This is a genomic window from Geobacillus sp. FSL W8-1251 (genome assembly GCF_038005945.1).
Classification (GTDB): Bacteria; Bacillota; Bacilli; order Bacillales; family Anoxybacillaceae; genus Geobacillus; species Geobacillus stearothermophilus.
In genome coordinates, this window is record NZ_JBBOUF010000001.1 from 2,520,149 (window position 1) to 2,536,174 (window position 16,026).

Genomic DNA, 16,026 nt, shown 5'->3' on the forward strand with positions numbered 1-16,026 from the left:
GCGAATGGAACGCACATATCATTGTGGAGAAGTGCCGGAAACGGCCGTCGGCGAGCGCGTCGTGCTCAAAGGCTGGGTGCAAAAGCGCCGCGACTTAGGCGGCCTCATTTTCATTGACTTGCGCGACCGAACGGGCATCGTCCAAGTTGTCGCCAGCCCCGATGTCTCGGCCGAGGCGCTGGCGGCAGCGGAACGCGTGCGGAGCGAATACGTTTTAAGCGTCGAAGGAACGGTCGTCGCCCGCGCGCCCGAGACGGTCAATCCGAACATCGCGACCGGCCGCATTGAAATTCAAGCGGAACGAATCGAGATCATCAACGAGGCAAAAACGCCGCCGTTTTCGATTTCCGATGACACGGATGCGGCGGAAGACGTGCGCTTAAAATATCGGTATTTGGATTTGCGCCGCCCAGTCATGTTTCAAACACTGGCGCTTCGCCACAAAATCACAAAGACGGTGCGCGACTTTTTGGATAGCGAACGCTTTTTGGAAATTGAAACGCCGATGTTGACGAAAAGCACGCCGGAAGGGGCGCGTGACTATTTGGTGCCAAGCCGCGTTCATCCGGGCGAATTTTACGCCTTGCCGCAGTCGCCGCAAATTTTTAAGCAGCTGCTCATGGTCGGCGGCGTGGAACGGTACTACCAAATCGCCCGTTGCTTCCGTGACGAGGATTTGCGCGCTGACCGCCAGCCGGAATTTACGCAAATCGACATCGAAATGTCGTTTATCGAACAAAAGGATATTATGGATTTAACCGAACGGATGATGGCTGCCGTCGTGAAAGCAGCAAAAGGGATCGACATCCCGCGCCCGTTTCCGCGCATCACGTATGACGAGGCGATGAGCCGCTACGGCTCGGACAAGCCGGATATACGCTTTGGTCTTGAGCTCGTCGACGTATCGGAAATCGTCCGTAATTCAGCATTTCAAGTGTTCGCCCGCACGGTCAAGGAAGGCGGGCAAGTGAAGGCGATCAACGCGAAAGGCGCTGCAAGCCGCTATTCGCGCAAAGACATCGACGCGTTAGGCGAATTTGCGGCCCGCTACGGGGCGAAAGGGCTCGCCTGGCTGAAAGCGGAAGGAGATGAGCTGAAAGGGCCGATCGCCAAGTTTTTCACCGATGAGGAACAGGCGGCGCTGCGTCGAGCGCTTGCTGTCGAAGACGGAGATTTGCTTTTGTTTGTCGCCGACGAAAAAGTGATCGTCGCAGCGGCGCTTGGGGCGCTCCGGCTGAAGCTTGGCAAAGAGCTCGGCTTGATCGACGAAGCGAAGCTCGCGTTTTTGTGGGTGACGGATTGGCCGCTTTTGGAGTATGACGAAGAAGAAGGGCGCTATTACGCCGCCCACCATCCGTTTACGATGCCGGTGCGCGACGACATTCCGCTGTTGGAGACAAACCCGGGCGCCGTTCGCGCACAGGCGTACGATTTAGTGTTAAACGGGTACGAGCTCGGCGGCGGTTCGCTCCGCATTTTCGAGCGCGACGTGCAAGAAAAAATGTTCCGCGCCTTAGGGTTCAGCGAAGAAGAAGCGCGCCGCCAGTTCGGATTCTTGCTTGAGGCGTTTGAATACGGCACTCCGCCGCACGGCGGCATTGCGCTTGGCCTTGACCGGCTGGTGATGTTGCTCGCTGGGCGCACGAACTTGCGCGATACGATCGCCTTCCCGAAAACGGCGAGTGCGAGCTGCTTATTGACGGAAGCGCCGGGGCCGGTCAGCGACAAGCAGCTCGAGGAGCTGCATTTGGCCGTTGTGCTTCCTCGTGAGGAATAATGGCGCCGTTGGAAGGAGAAACATTGACGGCAGAGGTTCACAAACGCGAAAAAATATGATACAATCAAAGCAACACACCGTCCTAATGTGTTCGTCGAGTCACCCATCGTTTTGACCGAACAGTAGATGATCCGGGAGCCCGGGGTTTCCAAGCGGCGTGCACGCCCCTTCGTCACAGGGGAAGCGCAAACCTTGGAACAGGGCACCCACCTATGGGAGAGCGGGTTCAAAACGAAGGTATCGACGGCACGATTGGGACTGGCGACATTAAGGAATCAACAGCATTTCCCCTATGCGGATGGCCGCATAGGGGTTTTGTTTTGCCAGCAAAATGCCGTTGCCTCTTTTGCTGTCTTGATGGTAGGATAAAAAGCGGCATAAACATCAATTTTGAAGCAAACGGAGAGGAGAACGATGCTGCACCAATTTTCCCGCAATGAACTCGCGATTGGCCCTGAAGGGTTGGAACGCTTAAAAAACGCCACCGTCGCCGTCCTTGGCGTCGGCGGTGTCGGGTCGTTCGCCGTCGAGGCGCTCGCCCGCTCCGGCGTCGGCCGGTTGGTGCTTGTTGATCGCGATAACGTCGATATCACCAACATCAACCGGCAAATCCATGCGTTGCTCTCGACCATCGGGCGTCCGAAAGTGGAGCTCATGAAAGAGCGCATCGCCGACATCAACCCGGCGTGCGAGGTGATCGCTTTGCAAATGTTTTATACGGAAGAGACGTATGAGCAATTTTTCGCCTATGATCTGGATTTTGTCATCGATGCGTCCGACACGATTGTGTACAAAGTGCATTTGATGAAACAATGCCTCAAGCGCGGCATTCCGATCATCTCCAGCATGGGTGCGGCGAACAAAATGGATCCGACCCGCTTTCGTATTGTCGACATTTCAAAAACGCACACCGATCCGATTGCGAAAGTCATCCGCGCCAAGCTGCGCAAAGAAGGGATTCGCCGCGGCATTCCGGTCGTCTTTTCCGATGAGAAGCCGGTGAAAATCCGCGAAGACGTTCGCCAAGTCGTCGGCAACGATGCTTCGCCGATCCGCAAAGCGAAAATGCCGCCATCATCGAACGCGTTTGTTCCGTCGGTTGCCGGGCTTATTATGGCGTCTTACGTCATCAATGAATTGTTAAAAGACATCCCCATCGCCCGCGTCGGCGAATGAGGAAACGATGGGCAGACAAGGAGCGATGCATGCCATTGCCTCTTGTTTTGTTATGAATGAGCCATCGGTTCGACTTGTCCACCCGTTTCGGAGAGAAGAAGCTGGGCGAGGGAAAAGCGGTCGCCTTCTTCGGAGGCAAGCTGACGGGCGCGGGCCATAATTTTGACGAGCGCCTCGTAATCTTCGTGCACCGTCGTCTGGCGCGCTTCCAAGCGTTCGGCCTTTTTGGCCAACTGTTCATTGCGAGCCTGCCACTCCGCCCGTTCCCGTTTCAGTCGCTCGTTTTCCCGGCGGGCGGCTTCCAGCTGCTCAACATCGTTCCGCAGCCTTTGCAAAAAGGAAATGCACTCGTCAAGCGTCAACGGGGCAGCCGGGAGAAACGGGGACGATCCCTCGGCAAGCTTCGGATCGTCAGGGGCGCCGAACGATACGGCGGCCGCCTCCTTTTGCCATTTTTTCATCATTTCCAATGCCCGTTTCCGTTCTTTTCGCTGTTTTTTTGCCTGTTCAATGGCTTCAAGGTGCCGTTTCCGCACCTCGGCGTTCCAGCGGAACCCGCATGCCGCCGCTGTGCGGTGCAGTTGTCTCCCAACGACTTCAAAAGCGGCAAGTTGCGTTTTTCCTTCGCGTATATATTGCAGCACCGTTTCAGCCAACAGTACATCTTCTTCATGTGACCAAGCATCCTGTCTTGTTTTCATGTTGTCCACCCCATCAAATGGTAATGTTGATATGGTCATAGTTTTTCCGTTTGATTTCCACTTTAAACTTCGCCCTTTTCATTTTTCCCATTTTCATGTATCATAGAAATAGTTTTGTATGACCGGTCAGTTCAAAACAATTAGACTGATTGGTCAAAATCGTGGGATGAGAGGTGGCATGATGACGTTTTTGACCAGGTTCAGTTTGAAAAATGCGGCAGCTGTGTTTGTATGTTCGTTTTTGCTCATGTTTCTAGGACTGTATTCCTTCTCCTCCTTGAAGGTCGATTTGCTGCCGAACATTGAATTTCCCCAGTTGTCGATTGAAGTGGTCTATCCTGGGGCTTCTCCGCAAGACGTGAATGAGGAGGTCACGGCCAAGCTCGAGGAAAAACTGAAGTCCCTTGACGGGCTTAAGCAAATGCAGAGTTCTTCCTATGAAGGAATGGCCGTTATGAATCTTGAATTTCCGTTTCGGACGGATATGGAGAAAATGGAGCGACAGGTCGAATCGCTCATTGATAAGGCAGGATTGCCCGATAATGTGCAAACGGAAGTCAATCGGTTTTCATTCGGTTCCATCCCGGTTTTCAACATTTCCTTGTTTGCCAAAAACGGAACCGATCTGCAAACGTTGCTGGAAACCGAAGTGATTCCAGAATTGAATAAAATCGACGGGGTGAATTCCGTTTCGATCGGTGGAGACAGCGAGCGCCTCATCCGGATCACAGTCGATCGGAAAAAGGCTGCTCAGGCGGGATTGAACTTGTCAGAGATTAAAAACCAAATCAATGAAAAGGTGTTGGCGTTCCCGGCTGGAACGTTGCAAACCGATACATGGCAAATTCCTGTTCGCGTCGAGGAAAAATTGAACACCATCCATGAGTTGAAAAATCTGAAACTCGTGCCGACAGCTGTTCCTATGGCGGCGAATGGATTGCAGCGCGTTGCGTCCGTGAAGCTTGGGGATATTGCGACGATTGAGGAAGTCAACGAGCAAAGCGAATTCGCCCGCTATAATTTGAAGCCATCGCTGTCGATGGCGGTGACGAAAAAACAAGATGCCAATACGAAGGACAGCGCTGACACCGCGAAAACCGTGGCCGTTTTCGAAAAAAAATGCGCCGCATCGCGAATCAGCTCGCGCCCGGGGCAAAAGTGGGCGTGCAAGAGATGTCGAGCGGAGGGCCGCCAACGAATAATAACGTGAATATTGACTTATACTCCAATGATTTGGAGGCGCTCCAAACAGCAGCCAAACAGGTCGAGACGTATTTAAAACAACGCGATGATGTCAAAGATGTGACGAATAACTTGACGGAAAAGCAAAAACAAGTGATTGTCGCCATTGATCCGGAAAAGGCGGCCGCTTATGGCGTTTCGGGCATGCAATTGCTGGGGGCGGTGGCCGATGCGACCAAACCGGTCGATGTGGGGACGCTGAAACTCGGCGGCAAGGATGAGCAAGTCGAACTTTCGTATGATGAAACGTTGGGATCGATCGATGAGTTGAAAGAGCTTCCGATCGTGACGAGAAACGGAGTGATTCCACTTTCAGCTGTCGCCGAAGTGAAAGAGGCGGACGTGTATACGTCCATTCAAAAGCTGGACGGAAAAGTGTTTGCCCGCGTATCCGCCCAGATTGTCGGCGACAACATTCAGAAAGTAACGAATGATATTTCGAAACATGTAAATGATTTGAAAATCCCATCCGATGTCACAAGAAGGAGTAAGGAAGGAGAAAACATTGGGACGGAAAGAGGACATCATTGAAACGGCGATGAAATTATTCGCCGAAAAAGGCTATCACGCTACCTCCATGCAGGAAATAGCCGAGCGGAGCGGAGTAGCCAAAGGTTCGATTTACAATTATTTCAAATCAAAAGAAGAGTTGGCTGTATCGATTTTCCGCTACCATTATGAAGTCTTGTTTCGCCAGCTTAAACAAATCGAGGCTGATCCCGCCTTAACCGCGCGCGAGCGGTTAAGGCGTCAGTTGACTGTACAAATCCAGCTGTTTGACGAACATAAAGAGCTGGTGCAAATGCAGTTGGGCGAACAAGCTGTGAAGGTGAGCCATGAGGTGCAGCATCTGGTGTTTCGCATCCGCGCCCATACGCTCCACTGGTATCGCCGGGCGATTGAAGACATATACGGCGAACAAGTGCGTCCAGTTTCGTTTGATTGCGCGACGATGCTCAACGGAATGCTGAAAGAATATCTGATTTACTTGGCGGTAGACCGAAAGCCGCTGCTTCCTGAGAAGCTTGTCCCCTTCTTGCTCGATCGGCTTGATGCCATCGTTGCCAGCCTGCTTGACGGCAAGACGGGATTGCTCGATGAAACGGTGATGGCGGATTACATTGCTGCGGCGACCCAAGAGCGGAGTCAATGGAAAGAACGGGCCATCAGCTGTTTAGAGCGCATGGCGGCGTTGCGACCGGTTGAAGACGATATTCTTCGCTCGCTGCGCTTATTGAAGGAAGAACTCGAGAAAGGGGAGACAGCTAGGCGGTTTATGGTGGAGGCGCTTCTGCTCTATTTGGCGAAATACTCGCTTCCGCTGTACAATGAGTTGAAGGAGGCCATTGAACGCTATTTTTATTAAAACCACCGATTTTCCCACGGGGAGACGCCCCATTCGCCGAAAATGAATAGGCGGCATCGGAGGATGTCTGTGAACATAGCATCATCAATCTCAAGGAGGGGGGTCGGCATGCCCAAAACGACGGAGCCGCTTGCTTGGCGGATGCGGCCGCGGACGATCGATGAGATCGTTGGGCAACAGCACATCATTGGCCCTAGTACGCCGCTTTATAAAATGGTCAAAAAAGGTCATGTTCCATCGCTTTTGCTTTACGGAGAGCCGGGGACAGGGAAGACGTCGCTCGCTTACGCCATTGCCCGCACCGCCAGGCGCGAATGGGTCGCTATCAATGCGACGGCCGCCGGCAAAAAGGAAATCGAAGAGGCAGTCGAAGCGGCGCGCTGGTCAGGGAACGTCGTGTTGTTTATCGACGAAATCCATCGGCTGAATAAAGCGCAGCAAGACGTTTTGTTGCCGCATCTCGAATCCGGGCTCGTGACCTTGATTGGCGCCACAACGGAAAACCCGTTTCACGAGGTCAATCCCGCCATTCGCAGCCGCTGCGGGCAAATCCAACAACTGAAACCGCTCAAGCCAGATGACCTCATGATCATTCTGAAGCGGGCGCTCGCTGATCCGGAACGAGGGGTCGGCGAGCCGCCGGTTGTCATTGACGAGTCGTTGTTATGGCGCATCGCCGAGGCAGCCGGTGGGGATGCGCGCGTCGCGCTTTCGCTTCTGGAGGCGGCGGTTGCGGCTGCCGATGAGCGCCACGGCCGCTTGTATATTGATGAGGATATCGTGGCTTCATGCACCGCAAACCGCGGTTTTACCCATGACAAATATGGCGATCATTATTATTCGTTGTTGTCCGCGTTTCAAAAAAGTGTGCGCGGCAGCGATACCGATGCCGCGCTTCATTATTTGGCCCGTCTGCTTGAAGGCGGAGACTTGGCGTCCGTTTGCCGGAGATTGCTTGTGATGGCTTATGAGGACATCGGACTTGCCAATCCGATGATGGGAGTGAAAGTACAGGCAGCGGTCGAAGCGGCGGAACGCCTCGGACTGCCGGAAGCGCGCATTCCGCTCGCGGTTGTGACGATTGAACTCTGTTTAAGCCCGAAATCCAACAGTGCTTACAAGGCGCTGGACGCTGCCATTGCCGATGTCCGTTCCGGCAAGCTTGGCGATATTCCGGATCATTTAAAAGACGCTCATTACAAAGGGGCGGCTGCACTCGGGCGTGGACAAGGCTACTTGTATCCGCACGATTATCCGAACGGCTGGGTGGCGCAAGCGTATTTGCCCTCCGCTCTGGAAGGCGTCCGCTATTATGAACCGAAAGAGCATGGCGAGGAAAAACATTACGCCAAGGTGTACCGGCGGCTTGAGCAGTTGAAACAAGAGGTCAAGGTTCAGCCGTGAAGGGAAAGGGATTTTTATGATATAATAACATAGGCGTTTCATGCTCGCTTTGACCGAGCTGACCGGATGGAACGTGGCGTACATTCGCATCGGGATCGAAGCGTTCGTGCTGTTGGCCGGCTGGTTGCTCGGCGGCCCGGTGTCGTTTGGCACGTTCCTTTTTTGTGTGACGATCGGTTCGATGCCGGCTTGGTGCTGCCGTAATGCCAAAAGGTCGCAAGCCGCCTGCTTGGACCGGCCGCCGGCACTCGGCCGCAAGGGTTAAGCGGTTAGGAGGGATATGAATGAAGATTTCGACGAAAGGCCGATATGGCTTGACGATTATGATTGAATTGGCCAAAAAATATGGCGATCGTCCGATCTCGCTTCGTTCGATCGCCAAGGCGAACAATTTATCTGAACATTATTTAGAGCAGCTCGTCACGCCGTTGCGCAACGCCGGGCTCGTCAAAAGCATTCGTGGAGCGTATGGCGGCTATGTGCTCGCTGAGCATCCGGCGAAAATCACCGCCGGCGACATTTTGCGCGTGTTGGAGGGGCCGCTGACCCCGGTCGAGGAGCTCGAGGAGGAAGAGCCGGCGAAGCGCGAGCTATGGATTCGCATCCGCGATGCGGTCGAGGAAGTGCTCGACAGCACAACGCTCGAAGATTTGGCGAAGTATAGCGACGGGGATGAAGGGGCATATATGTTTTATATTTAAGCAACAGAAAGGAAAGGAGAATGACCGTTGGAACGGATTTATTTGGACCATGCGGCAACTTCCCCTGTCCATCCAGACGTAGCTGCCGGTATGGTTCAGTGGATGACGGAACAGTTCGGCAACCCGTCAAGCATCCATCATTTTGGACGGCAGAGCCGCCGCGCGGTCGATGAAGCGAGGGCTGTTGTCGCCCGCTCGATTGGGGCGAAAGAGACGGAGATTGTGTTTACAAGCGGCGGCACGGAAGCGGATAACTTTGCGGTCATCGGAACGGCCATAGCGAACCGTGGCCGCGGCAATCATATCATTACAACCGCCATCGAGCATCATGCGGTGCTGCGCGCTTGTGAATATTTAGAGACGCAAGGGTTTAAGGTCACGTATTTGCCCGTTGACGAACAAGGGACCGTATCGGTCGAGGATGTCAAGGCCGCGCTGCGCGATGAGACCGTTTTGGTGTCGGTCATGTTTGCCAACAACGAAGTCGGCACGATCCAGCCGATTCGAGAAATCGGGGCGCTGCTTCGCGATCATCCGGCTTATTTCCATACGGACGCCGTCCAGGCGTACGGGCTTCTTCCGATCGATGTGAATGAATACGGGATCGATTTGCTGTCGATTTCTGCTCATAAAATCAACGGCCCGAAAGGAAGCGGAGCTTTGTATGTCCGGGAAACGGTCCGCATCACTCCGCTCTTTTTCGGCGGCGAACAGGAGCGGAAGCGGCGCGCCGGCACGGAAAACGTCCCCGGCATCATCGGCTTGGCGCAGGCGGCGGAAATCGCTGAGCGAACAAGGGAAGAGAAACGTCGGCAATATGCGGCGTGGCGCGAGGCGATGCTTGCGATTTTCCGCTCCTCAGGGATCGATTATGCGGTCAACGGCCGCCCGGATGGCCTGCCGCATATTTTGAATGTCGCCTTCCCGGGAACGAATGTCGAATCGCTGCTCGTGAACTTGGATTTAGCCGGCATTGCCGCCTCGAGCGGGTCAGCATGCACCGCCGGATCAATCGACCCGTCGCACGTGCTTGTCGCGATGTGCGGAAAAGAGTCGGAGCGCATCCGTTCGTCTGTGCGCTTCAGCTTCGGGCTCGGCAATACGATGGAACAAATTGAGCGGGCGGCCGAGGAAACAGTGAAGATCATAAAGCGGCTCACAAACCGCTAAAGGAGGATGTAAGGGATTTTGTCGAAAAATATTTTTTGGACACCCCTGAGAGGCCGAAAAGCCTTGATAAATCAACATTTCTAGAGGGAGGGAAACAGCATGAACAAAGCGCCGCACGAAACGCGCGTCGTCGTCGGCATGTCCGGCGGGGTCGACTCGTCGGTCGCTGCGCTGCTATTGAAAGAACAAGGATATGATGTGATCGGCATTTTTATGAAAAACTGGGATGACACCGATGAAAACGGCGTTTGCACGGCGACTGAGGACTACGAAGACGTCGTGCGCGTTTGCAATCAAATCGGCATCCCGTATTATGCGGTCAATTTTGAAAAACAGTATTGGGACAAAGTGTTTACGTACTTTTTGAATGAATACAAAGCCGGGCGCACGCCGAACCCGGACGTGATGTGCAATAAGGAAATTAAGTTCAAGGCGTTTTTAGAGCACGCCATGTCGATCGGCGCCGATTACATCGCAACTGGCCATTACGCCCGCGTCGAGTTTCGCGATGGCGAATATAAAATGCTGCGTGGAGCCGACCCGAACAAAGACCAAACGTACTTTTTAAACCAGCTCGGCCAAGCTCAGCTGTCGAAAGTGATGTTTCCGATCGGCCATTTGCAGAAAGCGGACGTGCGCCGGATCGCCAAAGAGGCTGGACTCGCCACCGCTGGAAAAAAAGACAGCACGGGCATTTGCTTTATCGGCGAACGCGATTTCAAAGAATTTTTGAGCCATTATTTGCCGGCTCAGCCGGGAGTGATGAAAACGCTCGATGGCGAAGTGAAAGGGCGGCATGACGGCGTCATGTATTACACGATCGGCCAGCGCCACGGCCTTGGCATCGGCGGCGGCGGCGAGCCGTGGTTTGTCGTCGGCAAGGATGTGCGCGAAAACGTGTTGTATGTTGCCCAAGGGTTTGAAAACGATTATTTGTACTCCACATCATTAAAAGCGATCGATGTCAACTGGGTGTCTGACCGCAAACCGGAAGCGCCGTTCCGCTGTACGGCGAAATTCCGCTATCGCCAGCCGGATGTCGGCGTCGAAGTTCGACCGCTTCCAGACGGCAAAGCCGAAGTCGTGTTCGATGAGCCGGCGCGGGCGGTGACGCCGGGGCAGGCGGTTGTGTTCTACAACGGCGAGGAGTGTCTTGGCGGCGGCATCATCGATGAAGTGTTCCGCAACGGCGAAAAGCTTTGGTATGTTGGTTGACGGATGTGCCGGTGCGCACGATCTTCAACCAGGCTATTAGGCTGGAGGCCATTGCTTGAAAATCACGTTGAATCAGGGAGGGGATGGGCGGTGGCCAATTTCAACGAACAAGGCTTGAGGTATATGCGCGAGGGGAAGTATGAGGAAGCCATCCGCTGTTTTTCCGCTGCGGTCGAACAGCATCCGGACGATCCAGCCGGGTACATTAACATTGGCACGGTTCTCGTTGCTGCCGGTGAAGAAGAGAAGGCGCTTGACTGTTTCCGGCAGGCGTTGAAAATTGACAAGAAGGCGGCGGCCGCGTATTACGGCATGGGTACAGTGCATTATAAGCGTGAGCAGTTCGCGAAAGCGAAAGATATGTTTGAGCGCGCGCTAGGGCTTGGTCTTGACGATGCCGATACGCATTTTATGCTCGGCATGTCCTTATGGCGGCTCGAGATGCCGCGGCTGGCGCTGCCGTATTTGCAGCGCGCGGCTGAGCTGAACGAGACGGATGCCGAAGCGCTGTTTCAGCTTGGCCTTTGCCTCGCCACGCTCGATTATGTCGATGAGGCGAAGCGTTATTTCGAAAAAACGTTGGAACTCGATCCGCGCCACGCTGATGCGTACTACAATTTAGGCGTCATTTATGCGTACAAAGATGAGCTCGATGCCGCCCGCAATATGTTTGCCGCTGCCTTGGAAGCCAAGCCCGATCACGTGCTTGCCGGATACGGAAAGAAACTGATGGAAAAGCGGCTTGCGCCGTAAAAAGGCAGGGGGATGGCTGTTGCAAGAGCAACAAATCCTCGCCCTTGACGGACGCACGTTCATTAAAGGAGTGTGCTTGGCGGTCATTTTTCATAATGAGGAAACATTGTACACGGTCGTCCGCGTGCGCGTTGAGGAAACGAACGAAGCGCCCGTTGAGGAGGAAGTCGTCGTCACCGGCTATTTTCCGCGTTTAAACGAAGGGGACGTCTACATCTTTTACGGACAATTCCGCCAACATCCGCGTTTTGGCCGCCAATATGCGGCTAGTCAGTTCCGCAAACAGCTTCCGAACACGAAAGAAGGAGTCATTCATTATTTATCGAGCGGTTTGTTTAAAGGAATCGGCAAAAAAACGGCTGCGGCGATTGTCGAGACGCTCGGCGAAAACGCGATCGCCGCGATTTTGCGCGACCCCAGGGCGCTAGAGCGTGTGCCGAAGCTGACGAAAAAAAAGGCGAAGCAGCTGTACGATGCGCTTCGCGCCCACGAAGGGCTTGAGCAAACGATGATCGCCCTCGCCCAGCTCGGTTTTGGCCCGCAGCTGGCCATGAAAATTTACCAAGCGTATGGCGAAGAAGCGGTTGACATCATCCACGAGAACCCGTACCAGCTCGTTGAGGATATCGAAGGGATCGGCTTTGGCCGCGCTGATGAAATCGGGCGCCAGCTCGGCATTTCCGGTAGCCATCCGGCCCGGCTGCGCGCCGCCTCGTTGTTTGTTCTTGAACAGGCGTGCTTGCAGGAAGGGCACGTTTATTTGCGCGAGGAAGAGCTGATGGAGCGCATCGGGGAGCTGCTTGACGGAAGGCTGAGCGGTGCGGTGGATGGACGAGCGATCAGCCAAACGCTTCTGATGTTAAGCGAAGAAGGGAAGCTGATCGCCGAGCAAGGGCGTTATTATCTCCCTTCCCTTTACTTCGCCGAGAAAGGGATCGTCTCCAACATTAAGCGGCTGCTCGGGCAGACGCCGCCGTCGGCGTTTGCCGAGTCGGAGTTTTTGCTGGCGCTTGGGGCGCTTGAGGAACAGCTTGGCATGCAATATGCCCCCCAGCAAAGGGAAGCGATCCAACAAGCGCTTTCTTCGCCGCTGTTTATTTTGACCGGCGGTCCGGGAACGGGGAAAACGACGGTCATCAAAGGCATCGTCGAGCTGTTTGCCGCCCTAAACGGCCTGTCTCTTGACCCGGCTGACTACAAACAAGGCGAGCCGTTTCCGGTGCTGCTGGCCGCACCGACCGGCCGAGCGGCGAAGCGGATGAGCGAGGCGACCGGGCTGCCGGCGGCGACGATCCACCGCTTGCTTGGCTGGAATGGGGCGGAAGGGTTCAGCCGCGACGAGAACGAACCGATTTCCGGCAAGCTGCTTGTCATCGATGAGATGTCGATGGTCGACACGTGGCTCGCCAACCAGCTGTTAAAAGCCGTGCCAAACGGCATGCAAGTCATTTTTGTCGGCGATGAGGATCAATTGCCATCCGTCGGGCCAGGGCAAGTGCTGAAAGACTTGCTCTCTTCAGGCGTCATTCCGTTCGCTCGGTTGACCGAGGTGTATCGCCAGGCGGAAGGATCATCGATCATCGAGCTCGCTCATGAGATGAAGCGCGGCGTCGTGCCGGACGATTTGACCGCTCCGAAGGCAGACCGTTCATTCATCCGCTGCCGTGCGGGCCAGGTCGTCGATGTCGTGCGGCAAATCGCGGACAACGCGCGCAAAAAAGGGTTTTCCGTCAAAGATATTCAAGTGCTCGCCCCGATGTACCGTGGTCCAGCGGGCATTGACCAATTGAACAAAGCGCTTCAAGAGCTGTTCAACCCGCCGGCTGAGGGGAAGCGGGAGCTGTCGGTCGGTGAGGTCGTCTACCGCGTCGGCGATAAGGTGCTGCAGCTCGTCAATCAACCGGAAGACAATGTGTTTAACGGCGACATCGGCGAAATCGTTGCCATTTTTTACGCCAAAGAAAATATCGAAAAGCAAGACTTGCTCGTCGTCTCGTTTGATGGCATTGAAGTGACGTACACACGGCAAGATTTAGGACAAATCACCCATGCGTACTGCTGTTCGGTTCATAAGGCGCAAGGAAGCGAGTTTCCAATCGTCATTTTGCCCGTCGTCAAAAGCTATTACCGGATGTTGAAACGGAATTTGTTGTATACTGCGGTGACAAGAAGCAAGCAGTTTCTCGTTTTATGCGGGGAAGAGGAAGCGTTTCGATTCGGCGTCGCAAAACAAAGCGACGGAGCGCGCCAGACGGCGCTCGCTGAGAAGCTGGCGGGGGCGGCGGCGCCGTTTGTCGAGGTCGAACTGCCGTTTGAAGAGGCGAACATGGGGATGGAAAACGTTACGCCGTATGACTTTATGGGCGATGAGCCAAGCTAAAGGTGGCTGGAAAGGTGGGAGAACGATGCGGACGTTTTCCGACGTCAAAGGGCTTCCCATTTATGAGCAAACGACAGGGAAAGCGGTCGGGACGATCGCGGACATTTGGTTTACCAGCCACGGCACGGTCAAAGGGTTGGTAGCGGAACGGGACGGTTTGTTTGGCCGCCGCCGCTACTTGCCGCTTTCCGCCGTGCAGTCGTTCGAAAACGACCGAGTCATCATCTGTGATGCCGATAGCTTCCAGTTGTTTCCTTCTTCTGACAGCGGCCACTCTCTTTACGGCGAACGCGGCCTCGCCGGCAGCATGGTTGTCGCCGCGGACGGAACAACGATCGGACTGTTGGATGACGTATATTTTGACGGGCAATTGGGCAAAATTGACGGATACGAGATCAGCGAGGGATTTTTTTCCGATTTGACCGAAGGAAAGAAACGGATGAAGGCAGTTCCGTTCACCGCCAGGGAAGGCGTGATCACCGTGGAAACTATGATGTAAGGAGAGTGGCTGTCGATGCTCATTTGCCCCAATTGCAAGCGAAAAAATCTGGGGAAAATTGGTGTCAACCAGTATTATTGCTGGGATTGCTTCATTGAGCTGTCCGTCTCGAAAGGGATGATCCACGCCCATCAAGTGGAAGAAGACGGAACGTTGAGTTCTCTTGACGACTTGTTTGACGACCACGAACGCACGATCCAATTTTAGGGGGGACACGCATGAACCGGATGATGACGTCGCTGTTAGCAGTCGGATTAGGCGTCGCCGCTTATCAGCTCGCCCAACGAAACGATTGGATGAACGGTCGCACGATGCGGAGGATGCGCCGCCGCTTGATGCAAGCGATCCGCTGACGGCGCTCGCCCTCGCCTTTGCGCGGGGGCGTCGCCTTGTGGCTGTCAAATAGTGCTAAAAGCGGTGAAGGCATATTTCCCGCCGCATCTCCTACACTAAACGGTAGGAGGTGTGGCGATGGGCGAGCAACAATGGCTGTCGTTCTTTCGCATCGGAAAATGGCTGCTCATGACGGCAATCATCTATTTGATCGTTCGGATGAAAGACGTTTGGCGGCCGGTCATTGATTTTATCGCAACGGTGTTGACGCCGTTTTTGCTGGCGTCGTTTATTACGTATTTGCTCTACCCGCTTGTGGAATCCATCCATCGCAAAGGAATGCCGCGCGCCCTTGCCATTTTGTTGATTTATTTGTTGTTTTTCGGTTTGGTCGGTTACGGCTTGTACCGCGGCGTGCCGCTATTCATCGCCCAGTTGCGTGAACTGGATGAACAGCTGCCGTCTTTGATGAATACATACCGCCAATGGGTGCGCCACATCCACGACGAGACGTCGAATTGGCCGCTTGAGGTGCACACACGCATCGAGGCGATGTTTGGCGAGATCGAGCAGGCAGCGGCGGCCGCCGTCGCGATGGCGATCAACGCCGCCAAATCGTTCATCGGTTCGGCGGCGACGCTGTTGATCATTCCGTTTATCGTCTTCTATATGTTAAAAGACATCGATGTGTTGAAAAAAGCGATTTGGTACATGACACCGAAGCGGTGGCGTGGGCCGGGGATGACGTTTTTGAAGGATGTCGATGAATCGCTCGGCGGCTACATTCGCGGCCAGCTGTTCGTCTGTGCAGCGATCGGTCTTGCGGCGTCGCTCGGCCTTTGGCTCGCCGGCATGGACTATCCGCTTTTGCTTGGATTTATCATCGGGCTGACGAACATCATTCCGTACTTCGGCCCGTTGCTCGGCGCGATTCCGGCTGTGATTTTGGCGGCGACCATCTCGCTCAAAATGGTGATCATCGTGCTGATCATCATTTTTGCCTTGCAGTTTCTTGAAGGGAACGTTTTATCACCGTTCATTGTCGGCAAAAGCGTGCATATGCATCCGCTTGTCATTATGTTCGCGCTGTTTGCCGGCGGCGAGCTGGCCGGCGTGCTCGGCCTCATCCTCGCCGTCCCGACTGCAGCAGTGCTGAAAGTGGCCGTATCGCACTGGAAAGAACATTACGCCCCGCATTGACAAACGCTTGCTGCTTGTCTATAATCTTTCAATGAACAAAGCGAATACATAACGCGATGACGGATCGAGTATGTTGCAGTCCATCTTAACGCGCAACCGGCGCACAGAG

General features: G+C 54.5%; 15 protein-coding genes, 1 other RNA gene and 1 pseudogene. 16 read left to right on the forward strand and 1 reads right to left on the reverse strand.

Going from position 1 to position 16,026, the window contains the following annotated elements:
• The first annotated feature begins 4 nt into the window (after positions 1-4).
• The 3 genes from aspS (at position 5) to NSS88_RS13225 (ending at position 2,953) form a co-directional block, all read left to right on the forward strand.
• Positions 5-1,777 (forward strand): aspartate--tRNA ligase, encoded by a 1,773-nt coding sequence (gene aspS, locus NSS88_RS13215; protein WP_055357949.1) that lies wholly within the window; start codon positions 5-7, stop codon positions 1,775-1,777.
• A 76-nt stretch (positions 1,778-1,853) separates the two neighbouring features.
• A non-coding RNA gene (gene ssrS / locus NSS88_RS13220) (6S RNA) lies at positions 1,854-2,040 on the forward strand.
• A gap of 151 nt (positions 2,041-2,191) precedes the next feature.
• The gene (locus NSS88_RS13225; RefSeq protein ID WP_049625201.1) at positions 2,192-2,953 is read left to right on the forward strand and encodes a tRNA threonylcarbamoyladenosine dehydratase; all 762 of its coding nucleotides are present in this window, start codon (positions 2,192-2,194) and stop codon (positions 2,951-2,953) included.
• Positions 2,954-3,003: 50 nt separating this feature from the next.
• Here NSS88_RS13225 and NSS88_RS13230 read toward each other — a convergent pair whose 3' ends face one another.
• Positions 3,004-3,654: an RsfA family transcriptional regulator gene (locus NSS88_RS13230; protein ID WP_049625200.1), complete on the reverse strand. Its 651-nt coding sequence runs from the start codon at positions 3,652-3,654 to the stop codon at positions 3,004-3,006.
• Positions 3,655-3,835: 181 nt separating this feature from the next.
• On the opposite strand from NSS88_RS13230, the pseudogene NSS88_RS13235 reads away from it, so the two are divergent.
• The 13 genes and pseudogenes from NSS88_RS13235 (at position 3,836) to NSS88_RS13295 (ending at position 15,917) form a co-directional block, all read left to right on the forward strand.
• Positions 3,836-5,427: pseudogene (locus NSS88_RS13235) on the forward strand (efflux RND transporter permease subunit).
• A complete protein-coding gene (locus tag NSS88_RS13240; RefSeq protein WP_055357951.1) occupies positions 5,402-6,262 on the forward strand; it encodes a TetR/AcrR family transcriptional regulator in 861 nt (286 codons plus the stop codon). The pseudogene NSS88_RS13235 and the gene NSS88_RS13240 overlap by 26 nt, the downstream one beginning before the upstream one ends.
• A gap of 108 nt (positions 6,263-6,370) precedes the next feature.
• Positions 6,371-7,666, forward strand: coding sequence for a replication-associated recombination protein A (locus NSS88_RS13245; RefSeq protein ID WP_055357952.1), 1,296 nt, complete (start codon positions 6,371-6,373; stop codon positions 7,664-7,666).
• A gap of 40 nt (positions 7,667-7,706) precedes the next feature.
• Positions 7,707-7,931, forward strand: coding sequence for a hypothetical protein (locus NSS88_RS13250; protein ID WP_055357953.1), 225 nt, complete (start codon positions 7,707-7,709; stop codon positions 7,929-7,931).
• Between the two features lie 19 nt (positions 7,932-7,950).
• Positions 7,951-8,367, forward strand: coding sequence for a cysteine metabolism transcriptional regulator CymR (gene cymR / locus NSS88_RS13255; protein ID WP_011232042.1), 417 nt, complete (start codon positions 7,951-7,953; stop codon positions 8,365-8,367).
• Between the two features lie 27 nt (positions 8,368-8,394).
• On the forward strand, positions 8,395-9,537 hold the full coding sequence (locus NSS88_RS13260) for a cysteine desulfurase family protein (protein ID WP_049626599.1): 1,143 nt from the start codon (positions 8,395-8,397) through the stop codon (positions 9,535-9,537).
• Positions 9,538-9,636: 99 nt separating this feature from the next.
• Positions 9,637-10,752 carry a tRNA 2-thiouridine(34) synthase MnmA gene (gene mnmA, locus NSS88_RS13265; protein ID WP_033014767.1) on the forward strand — a complete coding sequence of 372 codons (1,116 nt, stop codon included), beginning with the start codon at positions 9,637-9,639 and terminating at the stop codon, positions 10,750-10,752.
• A 90-nt stretch (positions 10,753-10,842) separates the two neighbouring features.
• On the forward strand, positions 10,843-11,505 hold the full coding sequence (locus tag NSS88_RS13270; RefSeq protein WP_341084988.1) for a tetratricopeptide repeat protein: 663 nt from the start codon (positions 10,843-10,845) through the stop codon (positions 11,503-11,505).
• 19 nt (positions 11,506-11,524) lie between these two features.
• Positions 11,525-13,885 (forward strand): SF1B family DNA helicase RecD2, encoded by a 2,361-nt coding sequence (gene recD2 / locus NSS88_RS13275; RefSeq protein ID WP_081130657.1) that lies wholly within the window; start codon positions 11,525-11,527, stop codon positions 13,883-13,885.
• 25 nt (positions 13,886-13,910) lie between these two features.
• Positions 13,911-14,384, forward strand: coding sequence for a PRC-barrel domain-containing protein (locus tag NSS88_RS13280; protein WP_049625196.1), 474 nt, complete (start codon positions 13,911-13,913; stop codon positions 14,382-14,384).
• Between the two features lie 15 nt (positions 14,385-14,399).
• Entirely contained in the window at positions 14,400-14,591 is a 192-nt protein-coding gene (locus NSS88_RS13285) for a hypothetical protein (RefSeq protein ID WP_008881018.1), read from the forward strand.
• An 11-nt stretch (positions 14,592-14,602) separates the two neighbouring features.
• Positions 14,603-14,737: a YrzQ family protein gene (locus NSS88_RS13290; RefSeq protein WP_013144658.1), complete on the forward strand. Its 135-nt coding sequence runs from the start codon at positions 14,603-14,605 to the stop codon at positions 14,735-14,737.
• A gap of 118 nt (positions 14,738-14,855) precedes the next feature.
• Positions 14,856-15,917, forward strand: a complete 1,062-nt coding sequence (locus NSS88_RS13295) for an AI-2E family transporter (RefSeq protein WP_033014760.1) — start codon at positions 14,856-14,858, stop codon at positions 15,915-15,917.
• Positions 15,918-16,026: the final 109 nt, after the last annotated feature.